At 44.4% G+C, this 19,096-nt stretch carries 17 protein-coding genes and 1 riboswitch; of the genes, 9 read left to right on the top strand and 8 right to left on the bottom strand.

Annotated features, from left to right (window positions below):
* The first annotated feature begins 199 nt into the window (after nt 1-199).
* A complete protein-coding gene (locus tag ABJF92_RS03575) occupies nt 200-961 on the top strand; it encodes a sulfite exporter TauE/SafE family protein (RefSeq protein WP_446814475.1) in 762 nt (253 codons plus the stop codon).
* A gap of 60 nt (nt 962-1,021) precedes the next feature.
* On the opposite strand, the gene ABJF92_RS03570 is transcribed toward ABJF92_RS03575, so the two are convergent.
* The 7 genes from ABJF92_RS03570 to ABJF92_RS03540 form a co-directional block, all read right to left on the bottom strand.
* Nucleotides 1,022-2,134, bottom strand: a complete 1,113-nt coding sequence (locus tag ABJF92_RS03570; protein WP_446814474.1) for an ABC transporter ATP-binding protein — start codon at nt 2,132-2,134, stop codon at nt 1,022-1,024.
* Between the two features lie 24 nt (nt 2,135-2,158).
* Complete coding sequence (locus ABJF92_RS03565) at nt 2,159-3,121, bottom strand: carbohydrate ABC transporter permease (protein ID WP_446814473.1); 963 nt, start codon at nt 3,119-3,121, stop codon at nt 2,159-2,161.
* A 37-nt stretch (nt 3,122-3,158) separates the two neighbouring features.
* Nucleotides 3,159-4,025 carry a carbohydrate ABC transporter permease gene (locus ABJF92_RS03560; protein ID WP_446814472.1) on the bottom strand — a complete coding sequence of 289 codons (867 nt, stop codon included), beginning with the start codon at nt 4,023-4,025 and terminating at the stop codon, nt 3,159-3,161.
* Between the two features lie 145 nt (nt 4,026-4,170).
* The gene (locus ABJF92_RS03555) at nt 4,171-5,526 is read right to left on the bottom strand and encodes an ABC transporter substrate-binding protein (RefSeq protein WP_446814471.1); all 1,356 of its coding nucleotides are present in this window, start codon (nt 5,524-5,526) and stop codon (nt 4,171-4,173) included.
* Nucleotides 5,527-5,578: 52 nt separating this feature from the next.
* Nucleotides 5,579-6,577: a LacI family DNA-binding transcriptional regulator gene (locus ABJF92_RS03550; RefSeq protein WP_446814470.1), complete on the bottom strand. Its 999-nt coding sequence runs from the start codon at nt 6,575-6,577 to the stop codon at nt 5,579-5,581.
* A gap of 166 nt (nt 6,578-6,743) precedes the next feature.
* Entirely contained in the window at nt 6,744-7,340 is a 597-nt protein-coding gene (locus ABJF92_RS03545) for a DNA-3-methyladenine glycosylase I (protein ID WP_446814469.1), read from the bottom strand.
* Between the two features lie 32 nt (nt 7,341-7,372).
* A complete protein-coding gene (locus ABJF92_RS03540) occupies nt 7,373-8,527 on the bottom strand; it encodes a hypothetical protein (RefSeq protein WP_446814468.1) in 1,155 nt (384 codons plus the stop codon).
* Nucleotides 8,528-8,649: 122 nt separating this feature from the next.
* Between ABJF92_RS03540 and ABJF92_RS03535 the strand changes: the two genes are divergently transcribed.
* Nucleotides 8,650-8,883, top strand: a complete 234-nt coding sequence (locus ABJF92_RS03535; protein WP_446814467.1) for a DUF1272 domain-containing protein — start codon at nt 8,650-8,652, stop codon at nt 8,881-8,883.
* A 6-nt stretch (nt 8,884-8,889) separates the two neighbouring features.
* On the opposite strand, the gene ABJF92_RS03530 is transcribed toward ABJF92_RS03535, so the two are convergent.
* Complete coding sequence (locus tag ABJF92_RS03530) at nt 8,890-11,205, bottom strand: putative bifunctional diguanylate cyclase/phosphodiesterase (protein WP_446814466.1); 2,316 nt, start codon at nt 11,203-11,205, stop codon at nt 8,890-8,892.
* Between the two features lie 199 nt (nt 11,206-11,404).
* Here ABJF92_RS03530 and ABJF92_RS03525 point away from each other — a divergent pair, with 199 nt between their 5' ends.
* The 7 genes from ABJF92_RS03525 to ABJF92_RS03495 all read left to right on the top strand — a co-directional run bounded on the left by ABJF92_RS03525 (nt 11,405) and on the right by ABJF92_RS03495 (nt 19,062).
* Nucleotides 11,405-11,872, top strand: coding sequence for a hypothetical protein (locus ABJF92_RS03525; RefSeq protein ID WP_446814465.1), 468 nt, complete (start codon nt 11,405-11,407; stop codon nt 11,870-11,872).
* 83 nt (nt 11,873-11,955) lie between these two features.
* A riboswitch (FMN riboswitch) is annotated at nt 11,956-12,133 on the top strand.
* A 144-nt stretch (nt 12,134-12,277) separates the two neighbouring features.
* The gene (locus ABJF92_RS03520) at nt 12,278-13,204 is read left to right on the top strand and encodes a DMT family transporter (RefSeq protein WP_446814464.1); all 927 of its coding nucleotides are present in this window, start codon (nt 12,278-12,280) and stop codon (nt 13,202-13,204) included.
* Between the two features lie 41 nt (nt 13,205-13,245).
* Nucleotides 13,246-14,118: an NAD(P)-dependent oxidoreductase gene (locus ABJF92_RS03515; RefSeq protein WP_446814463.1), complete on the top strand. Its 873-nt coding sequence runs from the start codon at nt 13,246-13,248 to the stop codon at nt 14,116-14,118.
* 248 nt (nt 14,119-14,366) lie between these two features.
* Complete coding sequence (locus tag ABJF92_RS03510; RefSeq protein WP_446814462.1) at nt 14,367-16,517, top strand: FAD-dependent oxidoreductase; 2,151 nt, start codon at nt 14,367-14,369, stop codon at nt 16,515-16,517.
* Between the two features lie 4 nt (nt 16,518-16,521).
* Nucleotides 16,522-17,322: a DUF547 domain-containing protein gene (locus tag ABJF92_RS03505; RefSeq protein ID WP_446814461.1), complete on the top strand. Its 801-nt coding sequence runs from the start codon at nt 16,522-16,524 to the stop codon at nt 17,320-17,322.
* A 28-nt stretch (nt 17,323-17,350) separates the two neighbouring features.
* Entirely contained in the window at nt 17,351-17,932 is a 582-nt protein-coding gene (locus tag ABJF92_RS03500; protein WP_446814460.1) for a DedA family protein, read from the top strand.
* Nucleotides 17,929-19,062: a D-alanine--D-alanine ligase gene (locus ABJF92_RS03495; RefSeq protein ID WP_446814459.1), complete on the top strand. Its 1,134-nt coding sequence runs from the start codon at nt 17,929-17,931 to the stop codon at nt 19,060-19,062. Before ABJF92_RS03500 ends, ABJF92_RS03495 begins: the two co-directional genes overlap by 4 nt.
* Nucleotides 19,063-19,096 lie beyond the last annotated feature (34 nt).

Genomic DNA, 19,096 nt, shown 5'->3' with positions numbered 1-19,096 from the left:
AGTGTCCCTCATGGAATACGTTATATTTGAGATAAAAACACTAAACTTAAGGCATTTTAGGTGTTTTAAGGCTCTGATTCTATATGTATCGCGATAATACCTTTTTTACAAAATATCATTTTTTTTGTGTCTTTTTATCTAAGTCTTTATGATTCCGCAGCAGCCTTTTTAAGCATAGTCTCTAAGGAAAATTATGTTAATGGAATACAGTTTTTTTACCGTAACTTTGTTAATTAGTACGGGGTTTGTGGCGGGAATTATTAACACTCTAGCAGGTGGCGGATCTAATTTAACACTGCCCGCTTTAATGGTCATGGGAATGCCTGCGGATATTGCGAATGCGACGAATCGTGTGGGGGTTTTCTTGCAGAATATCACTGCTACGCTCGGATTTCGTAAGGCAAAAAAACTTGATGGGCATAACATTTTACCTGTCATGATACCGTCACTTTTAGGAGGTGTAGTAGGGGCTTTTGCGGCCAGTTATGCACCGGAGCAATGGCTCAAACCCTTATTGTTAAGTGCCATGATAGGCATGACGGTTATCATGATAGTGCGTCCTGCGATAATAGCCCCTCCAGAAGGCACAGTACCGTTTAAAGTTAAAGAGAAACCGAGCGCATGGCTGGCGTTGTTTGTAGCGGGGGTCTACGGTGGCTTTGTACAAGCGGGCGTTGGCTTTATTTTAATCGCTGCCTTGGCTGGCACATTGAGATATGACCTAGTGCGAACTAATGCTTTAAAAATGGTGTGTACTCTGGGCTTTACCGCTCTGGCTCTAGGGGTTTTTATTTGGAATGATCAAATCCTTTGGATTCCAGGTTTAATTCTGGCTTGCGGCACTATGCTGGGTTCACACCTCGCTGTGAAGTTGGCCATCAAGGCTAACCCACAGCATCTTAAGTGGTTTCTTTTTGTTATGACGGTGTGTGGCAGTGCCGCCGCGTTATTAAGTGATTGAACGCCTTTTGAAAACGACCATGGTGTAAAACTTTTATTTACACCATGGCTTATGTTCCGGTTATTCCTCTGTTCCTGCGTTAATCAACATCCCTTGAGGGCTAGTGTCGAATAGCAGCACGCGACTTAAATCCACCGACAAAGAAAGGCTTTGCTGGCGCTTAACGTGGGAACGAAGGTCTAAGCGAGCTTTCGCATCTTCTCCACCAAGCTTGAACATTATTTCTTTATCGAAGCCAAGGTTTTCTACCAAATCGACTTGAATGTCATCGAAGACAAAAACGTTACCGCTAGGGGAGGTGAGAGCGCTGTCTTCAAAAAAGTCAGGCCTGATGCCCAATAAAACCTGATTGTGCTGGGCGAGGGTATGCATATCGACATTGGCAATGCGCTGAGCTGGAATTCGGTATTGGTCGAACACCAACTCATCACCCTCTACTTGAGCCTCAATAAGGTTCATCGCGGGAGAGCCAATAAAAGTAGCGACAAAAGTGTTGGTCGGCTGAAGGTAAATATCCATAGGTGATCCCACTTGCTCAACGATACCGTCACGCATTACTACCACCCGGTCTCCTAGGGTCATCGCTTCTATTTGATCGTGGGTGACGTAAATGGCCGTAATATTGTATTGATGTTGAATTCGAGCAATCTCGGTACGCATGTGGTGACGTAATTTCGCGTCCAGATTTGATAAGGGTTCATCGAATAAATAGACATCGGCATCCCGTGCAAGAGCGCGCCCCATGGCGACCCTTTGACGCTGGCCTCCGGAAAGGTCGGCGGGCTTTCTGTCTAGGTATTCATCCAACTTGAGCATTTCTGAGACATCGGCCAATTTACTTTGAATCGTAGCCGTATCTGCCCCAGATTTTTTTAACCCGAAGACGATATTTTCCCGCACCGACATATGTGGATATAAGGCATAGTTTTGAAACACCATCGCAATATTGCGCTTGTGAGGGGGCAGATCATTCACTTCTGTATCACCAATATGCACCTTACCTTGGGTGATATCTTCTAATCCCGCCACCATGCGTAAGGTAGTACTTTTGCCACAGCCACTGGGGCCGACTAAAACCACGAACTCACCATCTTTTACTTCGAGGTTGAGGTTTTTGACGATCGGCAAGTTGCCATAGGATTTACAAACGTTGCGTAAAATTACTGAACTCATAAATTTCTCCCTGTCCTAATTGGATTAGCCTTTAACGCCGCCGTCGGTTAAGCCACCTGATAGGTGACGATTCGCCAACATGAAGCAGATGATGACGGGCAATAGCGTGAGCATTGAGGCGGCCATAATGCGATCCCAAATGGCATTCTTTGAGGTGAATAAGGTTTGCAATGCCAGTGGCAAGGTTTGGAAGTCTTGATACTGCTTTAAGAACACTGAGGCAAAGAGGTACTCGTTCCAAGCAATGACAAAACAGTAAATAAAGACTGTAAACAGCATGGGTTTTGAGAGCGGTAAAATAATGCGATAAAAGGCTTCTACGCGAGAGCAGCCGTCCATCATTGCCGCTTCCTCTAAGGAAAAAGGAATGGTGCGGAAATAATTACCCAACATATACATAGCAACGGGTAAGGTTTGAATAAGATAGATCAAAAACAAGCTTAAAATTGTCCCGCCTGCAGAAGAAGCAAGACCAACGTTTACGCTCATTTGATAGAGGGGTACCATTAATAAAACGCCCCCCACCATATAAACAAAAAGCACTCCATTAGCCATTAATGATTGAGCTGGGAAACGTAAGCGGGCAATGGCATACGCAGCCAGAGAAGCTAAGAAGGTAGAGCAAATACCCGTAACCAAAGAAATGGAAAAGGTGTTTAGCATGTAGCGGCCAAATGAAAACACATCACCACCATCGGTAAACTTAGTCAATAAGAGCTGCTTTTTCTCGGCAGAAAGTGCTGGGTTGTCCAGCAAACGCTGTATGCTGGCAGGCACTTCCACTTCTTTGCTGGGCATCAAGCCTAATAATTCTTTGTAGGCATCGAGATGCAAGACCCGCGGAATCAGCGAAGCGTTTCCCCAGTCAATCGGGTGCTTGAGGGATGTCGAGAGAATCTGTAAAAAAGGGAATACGCAGAAAATCACTAAAGCGATGACCAGCGTATAAAGTAAGATCGATTGCATGTTTGTGCGTTTATTCATCATAAGGTCACCATGCTGTAAGAGTGTGTTGTCGTAAAAATTACCATTTGAGTACCTTGCGAACGTATAGCCAGATGAGTCCCACTAGCACCAACAGTTGAATCACTGAGATCGCCGCGGCGGCGCCTTGGTCCACCAGTCCCGCAAAGGCTTGGTAGTAGGTGAAAATGGGCAAGGTTTCGACATTCGGAGCCAATAAGTAAACATCTTCAAAGCGGTTTAAATTCCAGATCACTCGTAAGAGAACCACCGTCGCAATAACAAAGCGTAATTCTGGCAAGGTGACATGCCAGAAGCGTCCCCAAGCGTTTTGCCCATCAATCGCGGCGGCTTCATACAAGTCTTTTGGCACACTTTGTAGTTTGGCCAGGAAAAGTAAATAGGCAATCGGGAAGTGTTTCCAAATATCGAAAACAATCACGACAAATAAGGCCGAATCTGGATCACCAATTAGATTCTCACGGGTGTTTGTCAGCTGCAGAACATCGACAACCACATGGTTGTAGATACCGTTGACGGGATCAAAAATGAACTGCCAACCGAATACCACACTGATCACTGGGGCAAAGTAGGGAAGAAGAATGAGGCCCCGAGCTAGGTTGCGAAAACGAAACTCTTGGTTCATTAATATTGCGGCCCCAAGTCCGAGTAGTGTTGTTCCGGCCACGGTTCCTATTAGATAGACGATGGAGACGCCAATTGAGTGATAATATCTCGGGTTGCCAAGTAAATCGGAATAGTTTTCTAAACCAACAAAGGTCTTTTCGCCGTTTAATTGCACATCAAAAAAGCTCAAATAGATGTTAAATAAAATCGGATAAATGACTAATAGAGCGATAATTCCGACGGCTGGCGCCACCAGTTTTAGTCCGAGTTTGGCTTCATTTTTTACGAGTATTGATGACATATTTCCATCCTTTTGTGCTGAACGTGACTCACGTTCCTTCGTAGCTTGAGGTACCAATGTGCCTCATGCTGTCTCGTCGCGAAGATGACAAAGCACAACAAGCGCTCTCATGTGGTCAGAGAGCACTTATTAGGGTGCAATGTTGCTATTGGGTAATGATGGCTTTCATCTCAGCTTCAGCGCTGTCGAGTGCCATTTGAGGATCTTTGCCTTCAATAGTGACATCGTAGATCATGCGAGGAATGACGGATTTAGCAAAAATCTCTCCAGAAGCTGGAAAGGTTTTACCGTCGACAACAGAAAAGGAGCGAATGTCGTCGAACCCAGACACAATCTGCTTCATTTTATCTGCGCCATAAAGCTTGAATACGCCATTGGGATCATTTAGGTAGGCCTCATCTTCAGCGATACCTTTTAACATAGGGTTCATACCGCCTGGTGCCATATGCAAAAAGGTTATGTAGCTAGCTGGGTCATACATAAATTCAATAAAGTCTTTGGTTGCCTGTGCTTCAGCACTGTCTTCAGTTTTCAAGGCTACCAGGCCAGATAATGTTCCGTAGGACGCGGCACTTTTATGCGTGATGATAGGAGCGAAAGCGGTGTTCTTAACTAGGTCTGGGTCGAAAGTGCCGCCGCTCAGCTCTGCAAAGTTTTCAGCAGAAAGAGAACTCATGGCAACTTCCGCTAGAGCAAGGTCGTCCATGATATAAGTGGAGTAGAAAAACATGGCCATTTTACCCTGTAGGTAATAATCACGGGCGCGCCAATTCTGAGGTCCAGGAGGGTTATATTGAGCGAGTTGTTGGTAGAACTCTATGGTTTCTAGCGTTTCAGGGCTATTGAAGATGAGATTGCCCTGATCATCGAACTCACTGGCGTTATTTGAGAGCGCTAATTGAGTAAATACCTGTTCCGTAAAGCTGTCTTGTTTGGTACCCACTAAGATACCGTACTGATTATTGTCCTTATTCGTCAATGCCTTAGCCGCAGTAAGTATGTTGTCCCAAGTATTTGGCGCGGCAAGGCCCTTTTCTTCGAACCAATCTTTACGATACCAAATACCTTGAATCCAACCATGGTAAGGCAGACCGTAATACTTTCCTTCTGGAGATTTTAATGTGGTCAATGCGCCCTTATGGAACGCCTCTTGTCCAAGATCATTTATAACGGCTTGATGTATATTGCTGTCAACAATCCCTTCTTCGCCAAATGCCATGATGATTTCTGAGTTCACCTCGATAAGTTGCGGTGTTGTATCAGCAGCAACGGCAGCAGCCATTTGGGTGGCCATCTCATTTTCGTCAACGGCTATAACTTTAATTGTGATACCGTCATTGAGTGCTTCAAAAGTGCTGGTAAGCAGCTCAATATTTTGTAGCCGATCTGTTTGAGTTTGAGTGGTCCAAAATTCAATCGTGGTCGCTTGAGCTAACGGGCTTAAAAGTAAACCATTGAGTAACACTGTGCTGGAGATTAATTGGGCAGTGGATCTCTTCATTGTGATTTCCTCGTATTGTTTTTATTGGTTTGTATCTAACAGTGATAAGTGGCTATGAAAACCCAGACGTCACGACGCCTGGGGATAAAACCACTTGCAGATCGTTTACGGGTTTACCTTTGATTCGCGCCAGCATCATGTCGGCAAGTTGCTTACCTATCTGTTGCGGTGGCGCTTGCTGAATACCTGTAATTCCCATGCTGGCATTTAGCTCATCAAGTGGTGTATCACAACCGACAATCTCTACATTGTGGTCGTTATTGTTTATCCGCATCGCGGCTAGGGCTGCGCTACGTGCACTGGTATTCGTGAGGCAGATCAACGCACTGATGTGTGGCTGCCGCAATAAGAATTCAGCACAGGCTACATAGGCTTCTTCTTCATCAAACCCGACCTTCAGATAATGATTCGTAGGAATGCTAAGGCTTCTTTCTTGCGCTGCGGCTTGAATGCCTAATAGGCGCTGCTGAGCAAAGAAATACCGCTCGTTAACGGAGACAACGCCAATATGACGATGCCCCTGTTCATAAAGGCGGTTTAAACTAAGTTGCCCTACTTGGTGATTATCGAGATCAAGCCAAGCAAATTTACTGGCATTTTCTGTTCTGCCATAACAGACAAATGGCACATTTAGCTTTAATAGACGATGGACTTTGGGGTCGTTAACCCGAGTGCGAAGGAGGAGAAAACCGTCATGATCACCGCTTTTAACTAAGCGTTCAAATTCGCTTAACTCCTTTGATCCGGTATCAATTGAGGCCACTTGCAGCAAATAGTTCGCTGCTTGCAATGCCTCCCTTGTACCAGCAAGAACCTTCGAAAGAATGGGGTCGAGATACTGAGCTTCCTGACTAGGAATGATCGCAGTGATCACCTTCTTGGTTTGTACCCAGTGTGCTGTGTCTACACCTTTAAGTTGGTAGCCTTGTCGTGAGGCTTCATTTAGCACACGCTTTTTAGTGCTCGGGCTAATATCCGGATAATCATTTAGCGCCCGGGAAACCGTGGAAACTGACAGCTTTAATTGTGTTGCAATTTCTTTAATAGACATCTTGTCATGTGCACTCTAACCATTCTTGTTGTTATTACTGTCCATCATTTAAAGCCTGTTTTAAAGCCCTATCGTGCGTTATGTGATCAGTATATTTAAACGTTAGTGGCGAAAATGTTTCGATGCAATGATTATTTTTTGCTCTTTTTTGGTGCTTTTTTGTCATTTAGATTGGTCGTTTAAAGGACTTTCGGGCGAGAGAGATTTTTTCTCTTAGAAAGCAATCTTCCTCATGATCATTGATCAGTCCCATGGATTGCATGAAAGCGTAGAGGGTTGTTGGTCCAACAAATTGCCAGCCACGCTTTTTTAACTCTTTGGCAAGTGCTATGGACTCTGGGCAGGTGGTTTGACTGATAGGTTGGTAAGCGCTACAGGTGTTGGGCTCGAAGCGCCATAAGAAGGCGGCGAGGGAACCTTCTTCTATCACCATTTCTTGTGCTCTTTTGGCGTTATTAATAACGGCTAAGATTTTTCGTTGGTTACGCACAATACCTTTATCCTGTAGTAGACGTTGAACATCCGATTCATCAAACTTAGCGATTTGATTGAAATCAAATTGAGCAAAAGCTAGACGGAAGTTGTCTCTTTTGTTGAGTATCGTGCGCCAGCTCAAACCTGACTGAAAAGTTTCCAAGCAAAGTTTTTCAAAAAGCTTTTGATCATCGGCAACAGGAAACCCCCACTCATTGTCATGATAGTGCGGGAAATCTGGGGCGCTAGTTGCCCACTGGCAACGTTTAACAGGGTGCAGAGATGTCATTGGTAAACCTTGAGTTAGGAGTCTTTTAGCGGTTATTTATAACAGGATAGACTCTCTAAGTCTGACAGCACAGCATAATAGGTCAAGCCATGCTCTAAGCCTGCTGAATTGGAGTCTTCAGTATCTGAGCCTTGGCTGCTGTAGCTAGATAATTTGACTTCTGGTGTTGCAAAGTAGCCTTGCGAGGCCAGAGAAGTGCTGCTGGATAAGGCCGCTTCTATGCCTAGTAAGAGCTGCTCCTCATCGAGCAACTTAGCTAACGACTGTAGCTTGCTAGGCTGAAGAGCAAGTTGGCTTTGTAAGGAAAAGGCGGAGTCTTTACTGGCGTGATAATAAAGTTCTTTCGCGGCTAATGTCATGGTGACAACTTTAAGATGGCTGGCATTCGTCATGGCTTTTAGGCGATTAAGTTCCTCACAAGACAGTTGATAACGGGACAAAATTAAGCTATTCACCAAAGTATAGCCTGCAGCTTGTTGAGAGAAAGTACTTTGACCATTATTGTTGCTGGATTGAAAAATACCACCTTTAAAAGTGCGCTCATCCGACCAGTTATACACCAGCCTATTGGCTTGAGTGAGCGCTTTATTCACTGCTAACTGCTTGGCGTTTAATTCCGTGTTTTGTCGGTCTTGTTCTTCTTGCTCAGTTTTACAGTGGCTTTTGCTAAGTTCTTTACTCGTTTCTAAGGCGCTAGTGTGATTAGTTGCTGAGTCGCCTTCATGGTTTTCTGGCAGTTGGCTAAGCTCTGCTTGATAAATTTTTTGTTGGCATTGCAGCAATTCTATCGCCGCTGATGAATAGGTTAAGACTTGCGCTTGTAAAGCGTTTTGGGCGTTAATGAAGGTTTGTAAGTCTTTATTTTGGCCTTTAACTTCATAGTATTCTTGATAAATTTGTCCCTGCCGTTTAGTTGGTTTTAGATCAGCGTTCTCTTTTATACAGTTTATCGTAAAGGGAGAGCGAAAACGGCTGGCCACGCACACTTGTCCTATGTTTAGACCCAGTTGCCCGTTAAGGGATACATAGGTGGTTTGCAGAGGGTGGCCAGTTATGAACCATCGTCCTGGGTTCATCATTACCCCATCATTACGAGCCGACACGGTGAGATTGTCGACCACATTGAGTTGTGATTGAGCACAGCCAGTGAGCACTAAGAAAGCGGGTAAAAAAACGAAACGACGCATGAGATATCCATCCATTTATTATCATTCATGATATTTTAAAAATAGATGGCGTATGATAATTGTACAAGTAAGCAATCTAGTTGATTGCTGGTGGCGTGGCAAAGTATGGACAGGAGAGAGTAGTGCTAATTCTAAAACCCAATTGTGAATGTTGTGACAAAGATCTACCACCTGCTTCCACACAAGCCATGATTTGCTCTTACGAATGTACGTTTTGTGTGGACTGTGTAACGGATGTGTTGAAGGGGGTATGTCCGAACTGTGGTGGTGATTTTGCTCCGAGGCCAATTCGCCCTGTGAATAAATTACGCACCGCTCCCGCTTCAACGCAACGCGTTGTTGCTCCTTGTGAGTAAGTTTTTCTAACCTAAATCAAGTGTTTTTATAAACTCCAATACTTCATCTGCGCGCATAGGTTTTGCGTAAAGATAGCCCTGACCATAGTCTATGCCGAGTCGAGAAAGTACTTCGAATTGCTCAGCGGTTTCCACCCCTTCTGCGGTCGTCTCTAAATCTAGGGTACGGGCAAGTCTTGCAATAGTATCGACAATAGCGGAAGAAGTGTCTTCGCTCTCTTTGGCTAATAGGGTGACGAATGAGCGGTCGATCTTTAGCTTATCTAATGGGAAAGTATTTAAATACGCAAGAGATGAAAAGCCTGTCCCGAAATCGTCGAGTGCAATACGCACACCTATATCGCGTAACTCATTCAGTAATATTAAGGTCGAAGCACTGTCCCCCATTAAGGTGGATTCGGTAAGTTCAACCTCTAATCGATTCGGCGCAATTTGAGTGCTCTGAAGAATGTTGTTTACTTCGAATACGATGTCAGACCGCTCAATTTGTATGGCCGATACGTTAACCGCCACTCTTAAATCGCTGGGCCAAGAGCAAGCCTCTGTACAGGCTTGTTGCAGAATCCAACGCCCCAGTGGCACGATGAGGCCACTTTCTTCAGCAAGAGGTATAAATTCAATAGGTGAGAGCAAGCCTCGTTGTGGATGGTGCCAACGAACTAAGGCTTCGAAGCCAGTAAGCTCACCGTCGATCAGGTTGATTTGAGGTTGATAAAACAACACAAACTCACCTTTGTTTAGGCCTCTTCTCATATCATTAAGGGTCGATCTTTTAAGCTGAGCTTGCTCCTCCATTTGTTGTGTGAAGAAACATAGGGAGTCCCGCCCGGAGGCTTTTGCTGCATAAAGCGCTAGGTCGGCAGCCTTTAATAAATTTTCAACACATTGTGCATCCTGATGAGCAATGGCAATACCTATACTGGCATGAACGTCGAGTTTATGACCACCATGGCTCCATGGCTTACTAATGCGATTTAGTAATTTATGGCCAAGCTCAGACAGCTGGCTAGGTTCAAGATCTTGGCGCACGACCAGAGCGAATTCATCTCCCCCTAAACGAGCTAAAACGGCTTGTTCTGGTAAGAGGCTATTCATTCTACGAGCCACCGCACATAATAAGTCATCACCTGCTGCGTGACCGAGAGTGTCATTGACGGCCTTGAAGTTGTCCAAATCAATTAATAGTAAGGCGCACGGAGTAATGGGTAAGGAAAAAAAGCGATTCAGTTGAGCCGTTAAATGATGACGATTGGATAGTTCGGTCAAAGAGTCCACATTAGCGAGCCGCTGCATTTCTTTTTCGTATTCATAGCTGTCTGTAATATCTGAGGTAACGCCACGCCAGCCACAAAAGTTTGCATGCGCATCCTTTAAGGGCTTTGCTGAGAAAGACCACCATAGAGGGGCTTGATTTGTTTTAATCGGCAGGATGAGATCGTTAAAGGGCTGGTGACTGTTTAGTGCGTCGGCGAGTGCTGTCAAATGGCGTGTATAGTCCGCTTCGCTGTGATCAACAAGAGAAGAAATGATACTCAAATAGGAGCGGCTTAATAACTGTTGTGAGCTGGTGCCAACCGCTTCAGTTAAACGCACCGATACATGGCTGAGAGTTCCTGCGGCATTAGTCTCCCATAGCCAGTCGCTGGCTTTTTCTTCAAAGTCGTTGAGCAGTAAGCCAACTGTCTCACTTTGCCTAATGACTTCCGTTTCTGCATCAAGCGCTTCAATTTGTTTTCTCGCAGAAGTAATAACAGCAATACTTAAGTACACACTGTAAAACAACAGAAGAGGGGCCATGATGTAAAATTCATGGCTAGGCATGAGCGCAATACCTAGTGCAAAAAGAATGCACAAAGGGAGCGACCAGAGAATGCCTGCAAGGGGTAAACTGGACAGCTGCCAAGCACCAGTAGAGATAAAGCCTGACACAACCGCCATTAAAATGATTCGATGTGCATCAGAAAAGTTATAGAAAAGATGGATAAATAAAACGGCATATAAGGAGGAGACTAAAGTAATGCAACAAAGTGAGAGTATAGTGAGTCGTTTACTCACCATGCGCAGTACCGGCGGCCGGCTGTAGCTGTGCCAAATAAATAAAAACCAAGCACCACTTAACATTAAACTTGCCGCCCAAGCGAACAAACATAAAGTATTGGCAGTATCCCAGGCAATATACATACCGATGGGAGCGACTAGGTAAGTCATTACCCCAGACATAAACAATTGCTGGGCAACTCGTCTAAATTGCCTGTGTCGGTAGGCATCTGATAGCTCTAAAACGAATCCGTATCTTGACGAGTGATGACTGACTGACTTCATATAAGAATATCCATATCCTGCAATATGCATAGAAAGCTTACGCGAAAGACAAAGGCATATTTGTCTTCATCCTTTATGCTTAGTTATTAATAATACAATTATTTTCTTTTCTTTGTCGTTTTATTATGTAGTTTAATCAAATTGACGACGATTTTTTGACATGCATCTACGTTTAATAACTCACTTGATAGGTGAAACTATGGACAGCAAACGCTTTATTTTAGCTCTTACCTCGGGATTAATGTTAAGTTTTGATGTTTTATCCACTCCGTCACTGAATGAAATGCAGGAGTGTCAGGCAGCCATTGATTTTGTAGTGGATACAACGGATAAACTGGAAGCGTTGTATTCAACAACAGAACTGCAGGTGGTGCGTGAAGGGTTAGTATCTTATGAAGACTTTATTCAACAAGAGATTATTACGCCTGGGCTACTCGCTTACAGCCAAAATGATGTAAAAAAAGTAGAGGACTTACAACAACAAATTGACGAATATAAGAGGAGTATTACTCTTCGCTTAACTAAGCATTACGGTCAAGAAAGACTGTTCACTGATTATGCCGTAATGATTAATGGGTGTGCTCAAAAAGCTCTACCATCTTCAACAGAAGACATTGCCTTATTAAAAAATGCATTAGAAACCATCATTCGGCTTGCTCAACAATAGCGAAAGAAATGCGGATTAAAGCTAAATCTGCATTGCTCATTAGTTTGCATACCATTAAAGTTAACCTTCAAATATTTTACATAAATCGAACTTCGGGGCGGGGTGAAATTCCCCACCGGCGGTGATTTTATTGTTCAAGGTTTTACCTTGCTTTAAACAGCCCGCGAGCGCTTAGTTTTTCTATCATAAGGAGAACTAAGGTCAGCAGATCTGGTGTGACTCCAGAGCCGACGGTTACAGTCCGGATGATAGAAGTCGACTAAGCAAGTAGGTAGATACTCTCCATGAGTAGTATCTACCTACTTAGAGCGTTCGTGCTCTTTTATCTGCCTTCAATTGAAGGTAGGGCGCTTGGTATATTCCTCATCACCCCTGTGCATCTTACTGGAATGGGAGAGATCTAAGATGGCAGGTACATTCTTTATCATGGTGGCATGTTTTACATGGGCCCTTGATACACTCATACGCTACCCTTTACTGAGTGCAGGCTACTCAACTTTACAGATAGTGCTAATAGAGCACTTGACCCTTGTTTTAGTGACCGCGCCACTATTATGGCGTTATCGAGATACTTTTCGTTATTTGTCTAAAGCGTCTTATGGCTGTTTGTTTTTTATCGGCGGCATAGGATCAGCCGTCGGTACTCTCGCTTTCACGCAAGCATTCGCTTATTTAAACCCAACGGTGGTGATTTTGTTGCAGAAGCTGCAGCCGATCATTGCGATTTTATTGGCTTATGTGTTTTTAAAAGAGCGTATCCAGGTCAATTTCCTGCAATGGGCAGTCGTTATTCTTGGCGGGAGCTTTGTAATGATGTGGCCCGATCTAGTTAAGCTGAAAGCGGCTCAATGGCATTACTCCAGCGACAGCGTGAGTATCTTGAAAGGTTATGGTTATACATTGGTCGCGGTAATCGCTTGGGGGGCGGCAACTGTCTGCGGTAAATATTTGTCTCATCAAGGTGTTGCGGCCAATGCCATTATGTCTGGGCGTTTTCTTGCTGGCCTCATGGTGTTGCTGCCATTAGCGTTAATAGATATGGAGAGCCTTCGCCCTATGCTCACTCAAGACTTGGGCTTAGCCATTGTGATGGCCTTATTGAGTGGTTTGATTGGGATGTGGTTCTACTATCGTGGGCTACGGACTGTGCCCGCGCAAATGGCGACTTTGGCCGAACTGTCTTTCCCTGTGTTTGCAGGGGCGATTAACTGGCTATTTCTCGATATGGGGCTGACTAGCTACCAAATTGTCGGTGGCTTAATGCTAATATTGGGCAATATTGGTTTACGGCTGAAAGAACTAAGACACAGCGCTTTAGTCTCTCAAGCCTAAACGCTACCTTCAAACAGCAAGAGCACAGCAAGGAGAAAAGCATGACACAGATAAAAGCCGCCTTTATTGGTTTGGGTGTAATGGGCTACCCAATGGCTGGACACCTATCTGCTCAAGGGCATCAGGTATGTGTGTACAACCGTACGGCCTCAAAAGCGGAGCAATGGACTCAAGATTATGTTGGTTCATATGGCTTAACGCCAAAAATTGCAGCATCAGGTGCTAATTTTGTTTTTATGTGCGTTGGTAATGACGACGATGTACGCCATGTAGTGTACGGAGAAGAGGGCGTTCTTGCTGGTATGCAGGCTGGGGATATTCTGGTTGACCATACCACCACCTCTGCGGATTTGGCTCTAGAGCTTGCGGACGCTTGTCAAAAAGCTGGGGTAGCCTTTATTGATGCACCTGTATCTGGTGGGCAAGCGGGTGCTGAGAATGGCAAACTTACAGTTATGTGTGGTGGCTCTGAGCAAGCCTTTGCTAAGACTCAAGGGGTTATGCAGGCTTATTCTCAGCAAGTGCAAAGAATGGGCGATAACGGGCAAGGCCAGCGTTGCAAAATGGTTAACCAAATATGCATTGCGGGTGTTTTACAGGGGTTAAGTGAAGCACTGTTGTTGGCTGAAAAGTCAGGCCTCAATATTGGGCAAGTGGTCGATACTCTACAGCATGGTGCGGCAGGGTCATGGCAAATGGTGAATCGATTAGAGACCATGGCGAAAGATGAGTTCGATTTTGGTTTCGCCATTGACTGGATGCGTAAAGATCTCGGGATTTGTTTAGATGAGGCAAAGAGTCAAGATTTGTCATTGCCTTTAACTGAGTCTGTTGATCAGCGCTATGCCTCACTTCAGCAACAAGGTATGGGACGTCTAGATACCTCGGTGCTGGTGCGTTCCTTAAAAGGTTAGGCGCTCACGTTCACTCCTTCTATAATTTTGTACTTTATCATAATATTTACCATTCAAAGGCTCCAAACCAGGAGTCTTTTTTATTTAAGTTGTTGAATTTAAATAATTTTTTATCCTTCTCGAATCTCTTTTAAAAAAATATCAATTAATCTGTAACATTCTTTCACTTTTGACGTCTAATCTTTAATCCCTAAAGTTTTTAAGGTCTATTTCAAAATAGACAAATACGAGTTGCCTTGGAGTCTTGAATGAAAAAAATTGGATTGTTGGTGTTGATTGCGGCCATTGTGGCAGGTTTCTTCTACTTTGATTTACACCAGCTGTTAACCCTAGAAGGTTTGAAATCTGGTCTAGTGCAGTTTGAAGAGTGGCGCAGCGCTAGCCCTGTGCTCGTTGCGGGTGTATTTCTCCTGCTATATGTGGCGGTCACTGCTTTGTCATTGCCTGGAGCGGTCATTATGACTTTAGCGGCTGGAGCTTTATTCGGCCTGTTCTGGGGCACAGTAATTGTCTCTTTTGCCAGCAGTATAGGTGCGACTCTGGCGTTTCTTGCGTCGCGTTATCTCTTGCAGGATACCGTGCAAAAGCGCTTCGGTGACCGATTGAAAGCCTTTAATGAAGGTGTTGAGAAAGAAGGCGCCTTTTACCTATTTACTCTACGCTTAGTGCCGGTTTTCCCTTTCTTTTTGATTAACTTACTAATGGGATTAACTGCATTGAAAGCCTTTACCTTCTACTGGGTCAGTCAGTTAGGTATGTTGGTGGGCACGGTTGTGTACGTAAATGCAGGGACTCAGTTAGGACAACTGGAAAGCTTGTCCGGTATTTTGTCACCAGCCTTATTACTGTCTTTTGTTCTATTAGGAGTGTTCCCATTGATCGCTAAAAAATTACTTGGTGTGATTAAAGCCCGTCGCGTTTATGCCAATTTCACAAAACCGAAAAAATTTGATCGTAACCTAATTGTAATCGGTGGCGGTGCTGGTGGTTTGGTCAGTGCTTACATTGCTGCAGCAGTGAAAGCCAAAGTTACCTTGGTTGAAGCCCATAAAATGGGAGGTGACTGTCTGAATTATGGTTGTATTCCGAGTAAAGCTATCATTAAAAGCGCCAAAGTTGCCCAGCAAATGCGCCATGCAGAAAAGTATGGTCTAGAGGCTAGTCAACCAAACTTTTCTTTCAAGAAAGTCATGCAACGAGTTCATGATGTTATTGCGAAAGTAGAGCCTCATGACAGTGTTGAGCGTTACACAGAATTAGGTGTCGATGTGGTGCAAGGTTATGCAACGATTGTTGATCCATGGACGGTTGAAATTAAGCTAAATGACGGCGGCACTCAGCGCCTAACAGCCAGAAGCATTGTCTTGGCAACAGGGGCTCGCCCATTCGTACCACCGATTCCAGGTCTTGATGATGTGGGCTATTACACCAGTGACACGTTATGGGAAGAGTTTGCCAAATTTGATGAGCCACCAAAACGTCTTGTCGTTCTTGGTGGTGGTCCAATCGGTAGTGAATTAGCACAAAGTTTTGCTCGCTTAGGCTCTACTGTCACACAGGTGGAACGTTCATCGCGCATTATGATTCGTGAAGACGAAGAAGTGTCTGAACTTGTACAAGAAAGCATGCGTGCCGATGGCATAAATATTCTCACCTCTCACAATGCAATCCGTTGTGAAAAAGAAGGTGATGTGAAGCGTTTGATCGTTGAAAAAGACGGTCAAGAAAGTGTTATTGAGTTTGATGCTCTGCTATGTGCTGTCGGTCGTGAAGCACGCCTAGAAGGCTATGGTTTAGAAAATCTAGGCATTGAAACCAAGCGTACTATTGTAACCAATGACTATTTGGAAACCTTGTTCCCGAATATTTATGCAGCAGGGGATGTGGCAGGTCCTTATCAGTTTACTCATGTTGCGGCACATCAGGCTTGGTACGCTGCCGTGAATGCTCTGTTTGGTACTTTTAAGAAGTTCAGAGCAGATTACCGAGTAATTCCTTGGGCAACCTTTGTTGACCCAGAAGTCGCGCGAGTAGGTTTAAGTGAGCAGGATGCAAAAGAGCAAGGCATCGCCTACGAAGTTGTACGCTATGGCCTAGATGATCTGGATCGTGCCATTGCAGACAGTGCGGATCACGGCTTTGTGAAAGTACTTACGGTTCCCGGTAAAGACAAAATTTTGGGTGTGACTATCGTGGGTGAGCATGCAGGTGACCTATTACCTGAGTTTGTATTGGCGATGAAGCACGGCCTTGGGCTTAACAAGATCCTTGGCACCATCCATACCTACCCAACTTGGGCAGAGTCTAATAAATATGCGGCGGGTGAATGGAAGCGAGCTCATGCTCCTCAGGGAGTGCTGAACTGGCTAGAAAAATACCACACTTGGCGCCGAGGTTAAGTTTATGAAGAACTGGTTGCTAATTCTCTGTACGTTGTTTGGTTTGCAAAATACGGCTCAAGCAGCCAGTCAATTTGATCATTCTGCTTGGGACACACTGTTACAGCAACATGTTGTTTTGATTGAAGGTGGCAAAGCCAGTCAGGTTGACTATCAAGGCTTTGCTGATGATAAAGCCAGCTTAAATACTTACTTAAAAGCCCTAGAACAGGTGTCTCAAAGTGAGTTTGATGCTTGGCCAAATCAAGATCAGCTAGCGTTTTTGATTAATGCTTACAATGGTTGGACTGTCGAATTAATTTTAACGAAATGGCCTAACTTGAAATCGATTAAGGATATAGGCAGTTTCTTTAGTTCTCCTTGGAGTAAAGAGTTTATCCCTTTGTTAGGGGCCAAACGCTCTTTGGATGATATTGAGCATAAATTGATTCGAGGTTCAGATCGTTACAACGAACCACGTATTCACTTTGCGGTTAACTGTGCCAGCATTGGTTGTCCTGCCCTTGCGAATCAAGCCTTCCAAGGGGATAACCTAGAAGCATTGTTAGAGAGCCAAACACGCCTGTTTCTTGCTGATTCATCACGTAATCGACTGGATGGCGATACCTTAGAGCTATCTTCGATTTTCAAATGGTACCGCGAGGACTTTGAGAAAGGCTGGAAAGGGTACGAATCTCTGGCCGCCTTTATATATGACTATCGTGATGTTATGACGCTAACCGCTGAAGCGGAACAAGCGTTAGTAAAGGGTAAAATCGATATCGACTTTTTGAGTTACGACTGGGGCTTAAATGTTAAGCGCTAAGCACGTAATGTTGAGGCAGGGCTAGGCCGTGGGCGCTGATTTACAGGCCTGGTTATTATCAGGCCAGTTATCGCCAGCTTGGCTGATGCTTGGCATTATTCTACTGTCCTATTTGTTAGAAGATTTAGCCATAGTGACCGCAGCGGCGCTAGCTACACAAGACTTAATGTTACCAAGTCTTGCGTTACTGGCGATCTTTATTGGTATTGCCAGCGGGGATTTAGGCCTCTATGCCCTTGGTCGATATGGCCAGAACGTCCGATGGTTGCGCTATCGGGCACTCACCAATCGGCATTTCAAAGTAGTCAGCCAAAAGTTACATCACAGAGCCTTTTGGAACTTATTTATTATTCGCTTTGTTCCAGGGTTAAGAACCATAGGCTTTACGTTAAGCGGCTTTTTCTCGATCCCTGTCGGTTTATTTTTGTCCGCCGTTTTATGTGCTACCAGCTTATGGACAGGCGCAGTGTTTGCCATTATTTATTATCTGGGGGCCAGCGTTTGGTCACAGACGAGTCAATATCAATGGCTAATCATACCCATCGCATTGGGGGTGTTGTTTTTGGTCAATCGACTTGTTAATCATTCTATGTCACGAGGCTTGTCATGAGCACAATGTTAGGCAATAAGTTCATTGCCGCGAATAAAATTAACGCTGGTATGCCGCTTCTGGAAGAAGATGGTAAGCGTACAATTTCACCTTATGAGTTTCTACCTGCTTGGTTTTTTTACACGCCCGTTGTGTTGCAAAGCCTTGCTCAGGGAATACGTTATGGGAATTTAGCCTTACCTTTGGTGGCGAACCCCGGCATTCATTTAAGCGGTATGGTTGGTGAATCCAAACACGATATTTTAAGTTTAGCCGGCTCTGTGGCTCAGCCTTGGATCTCTCCTTTTATTACGTTAACCAAGCAAGATGAGAGATTAGAGGCGCAAAAAGACACGGCGATAGGGGCTATGAAGAAAGCCCAGCTAGTTTTTCCTATCGTAGCTAAGCCTGATCTAGGTTGCCGTGGTGTTGGGGTCAAACTGTTGCAGAACGAAAGCCAGCTTGAAGACTACATTCAATCATTTCCTTCCAAGGCTCGTTATTTATTACAACAAAAAGCGCCTTATCAAGCCGAAGCTGGTGTGTTTTATGTTCGCCAGCCTGATGAGAGCAAGGGCAAAATTATTTCTATTACGCTGAAATATGCCCCAAGTGTTCTTGGCGATGGTATTCATACTCTTAAGCAATTAATCGAAGCATCACCGCGTGCCGGACAGTTGAGCCATTTATACCTCCCAAGACACACAGACAAACTAGATTGGGTTCCTGCTGAAGGAGAGGAGTTTCAACTCGCGTTTGCTGGTAGCCATAGTCGAGGCTCTATTTTTCGAGATGGTAATCAATATATCTCGAAAGCACTGACAGAAAAGCTTGATGAAGTTCTGGGTGATGTACAAGGCTTTTACTACGGTCGGTTAGACATTAAATTCAAAGATATTGAGTCCTTTATGGAAGGGGAAAACTTCACCATTTTAGAGATCAATGGTGCCAGTAGTGAAGCGGCCCATATCTGGGATAGAAACACACCGTTGAAAGAAATTTTTTCTACTTTGCTGATGCAATATCGAATCTTATTTCAAATTGGAGCAAAGCAAAGAAAGCTTGGTCATAAAGTGCCGACGTTAAAGTCATTATTGACTGCTTGGCGACATGAAAAAGGGTTAACAGAGCAATACCCAAGTACCGATTAATTGTCTTTTTAGGCTTGGATAAGCCGTATGTAAA

The organism is Marinomonas sp. (assembly GCF_039940335.1).
GTDB lineage: Bacteria > Pseudomonadota > Gammaproteobacteria > Pseudomonadales > Marinomonadaceae > Marinomonas.
This window is presented reverse-complemented; position numbering and strand designations above follow the sequence as displayed.

What these genes read in the sequence shown, in the direction of transcription:
- ABJF92_RS03575 (WP_446814475.1), top strand. Translation starts at nt 200, where the DNA reads ATGGAATACAGTTTTTTTACCGTAACTTTGTTAATTAGTACGGGGTTT.
- ABJF92_RS03570 (WP_446814474.1), bottom strand. Translation starts at nt 2,134, where the DNA reads ATGAGTTCAGTAATTTTACGCAACGTTTGTAAATCCTATGGCAACTTG.
- ABJF92_RS03565 (WP_446814473.1), bottom strand. Translation starts at nt 3,121, where the DNA reads ATGATGAATAAACGCACAAACATGCAATCGATCTTACTTTATACGCTG.
- ABJF92_RS03560 (WP_446814472.1), bottom strand. Translation starts at nt 4,025, where the DNA reads ATGTCATCAATACTCGTAAAAAATGAAGCCAAACTCGGACTAAAACTG.
- ABJF92_RS03555 (WP_446814471.1), bottom strand. Translation starts at nt 5,526, where the DNA reads ATGAAGAGATCCACTGCCCAATTAATCTCCAGCACAGTGTTACTCAAT.
- ABJF92_RS03550 (WP_446814470.1), bottom strand. Translation starts at nt 6,577, where the DNA reads ATGTCTATTAAAGAAATTGCAACACAATTAAAGCTGTCAGTTTCCACG.
- ABJF92_RS03545 (WP_446814469.1), bottom strand. Translation starts at nt 7,340, where the DNA reads ATGACATCTCTGCACCCTGTTAAACGTTGCCAGTGGGCAACTAGCGCC.
- ABJF92_RS03540 (WP_446814468.1), bottom strand. Translation starts at nt 8,527, where the DNA reads ATGCGTCGTTTCGTTTTTTTACCCGCTTTCTTAGTGCTCACTGGCTGT.
- ABJF92_RS03530 (WP_446814466.1), bottom strand. Translation starts at nt 11,205, where the DNA reads ATGAAGTCAGTCAGTCATCACTCGTCAAGATACGGATTCGTTTTAGAG.
- ABJF92_RS03525 (WP_446814465.1), top strand. Translation starts at nt 11,405, where the DNA reads ATGGACAGCAAACGCTTTATTTTAGCTCTTACCTCGGGATTAATGTTA.
- ABJF92_RS03520 (WP_446814464.1), top strand. Translation starts at nt 12,278, where the DNA reads ATGGCAGGTACATTCTTTATCATGGTGGCATGTTTTACATGGGCCCTT.
- ABJF92_RS03515 (WP_446814463.1), top strand. Translation starts at nt 13,246, where the DNA reads ATGACACAGATAAAAGCCGCCTTTATTGGTTTGGGTGTAATGGGCTAC.
- ABJF92_RS03510 (WP_446814462.1), top strand. Translation starts at nt 14,367, where the DNA reads ATGAAAAAAATTGGATTGTTGGTGTTGATTGCGGCCATTGTGGCAGGT.
- ABJF92_RS03505 (WP_446814461.1), top strand. Translation starts at nt 16,522, where the DNA reads ATGAAGAACTGGTTGCTAATTCTCTGTACGTTGTTTGGTTTGCAAAAT.
- ABJF92_RS03495 (WP_446814459.1), top strand. Translation starts at nt 17,929, where the DNA reads ATGAGCACAATGTTAGGCAATAAGTTCATTGCCGCGAATAAAATTAAC.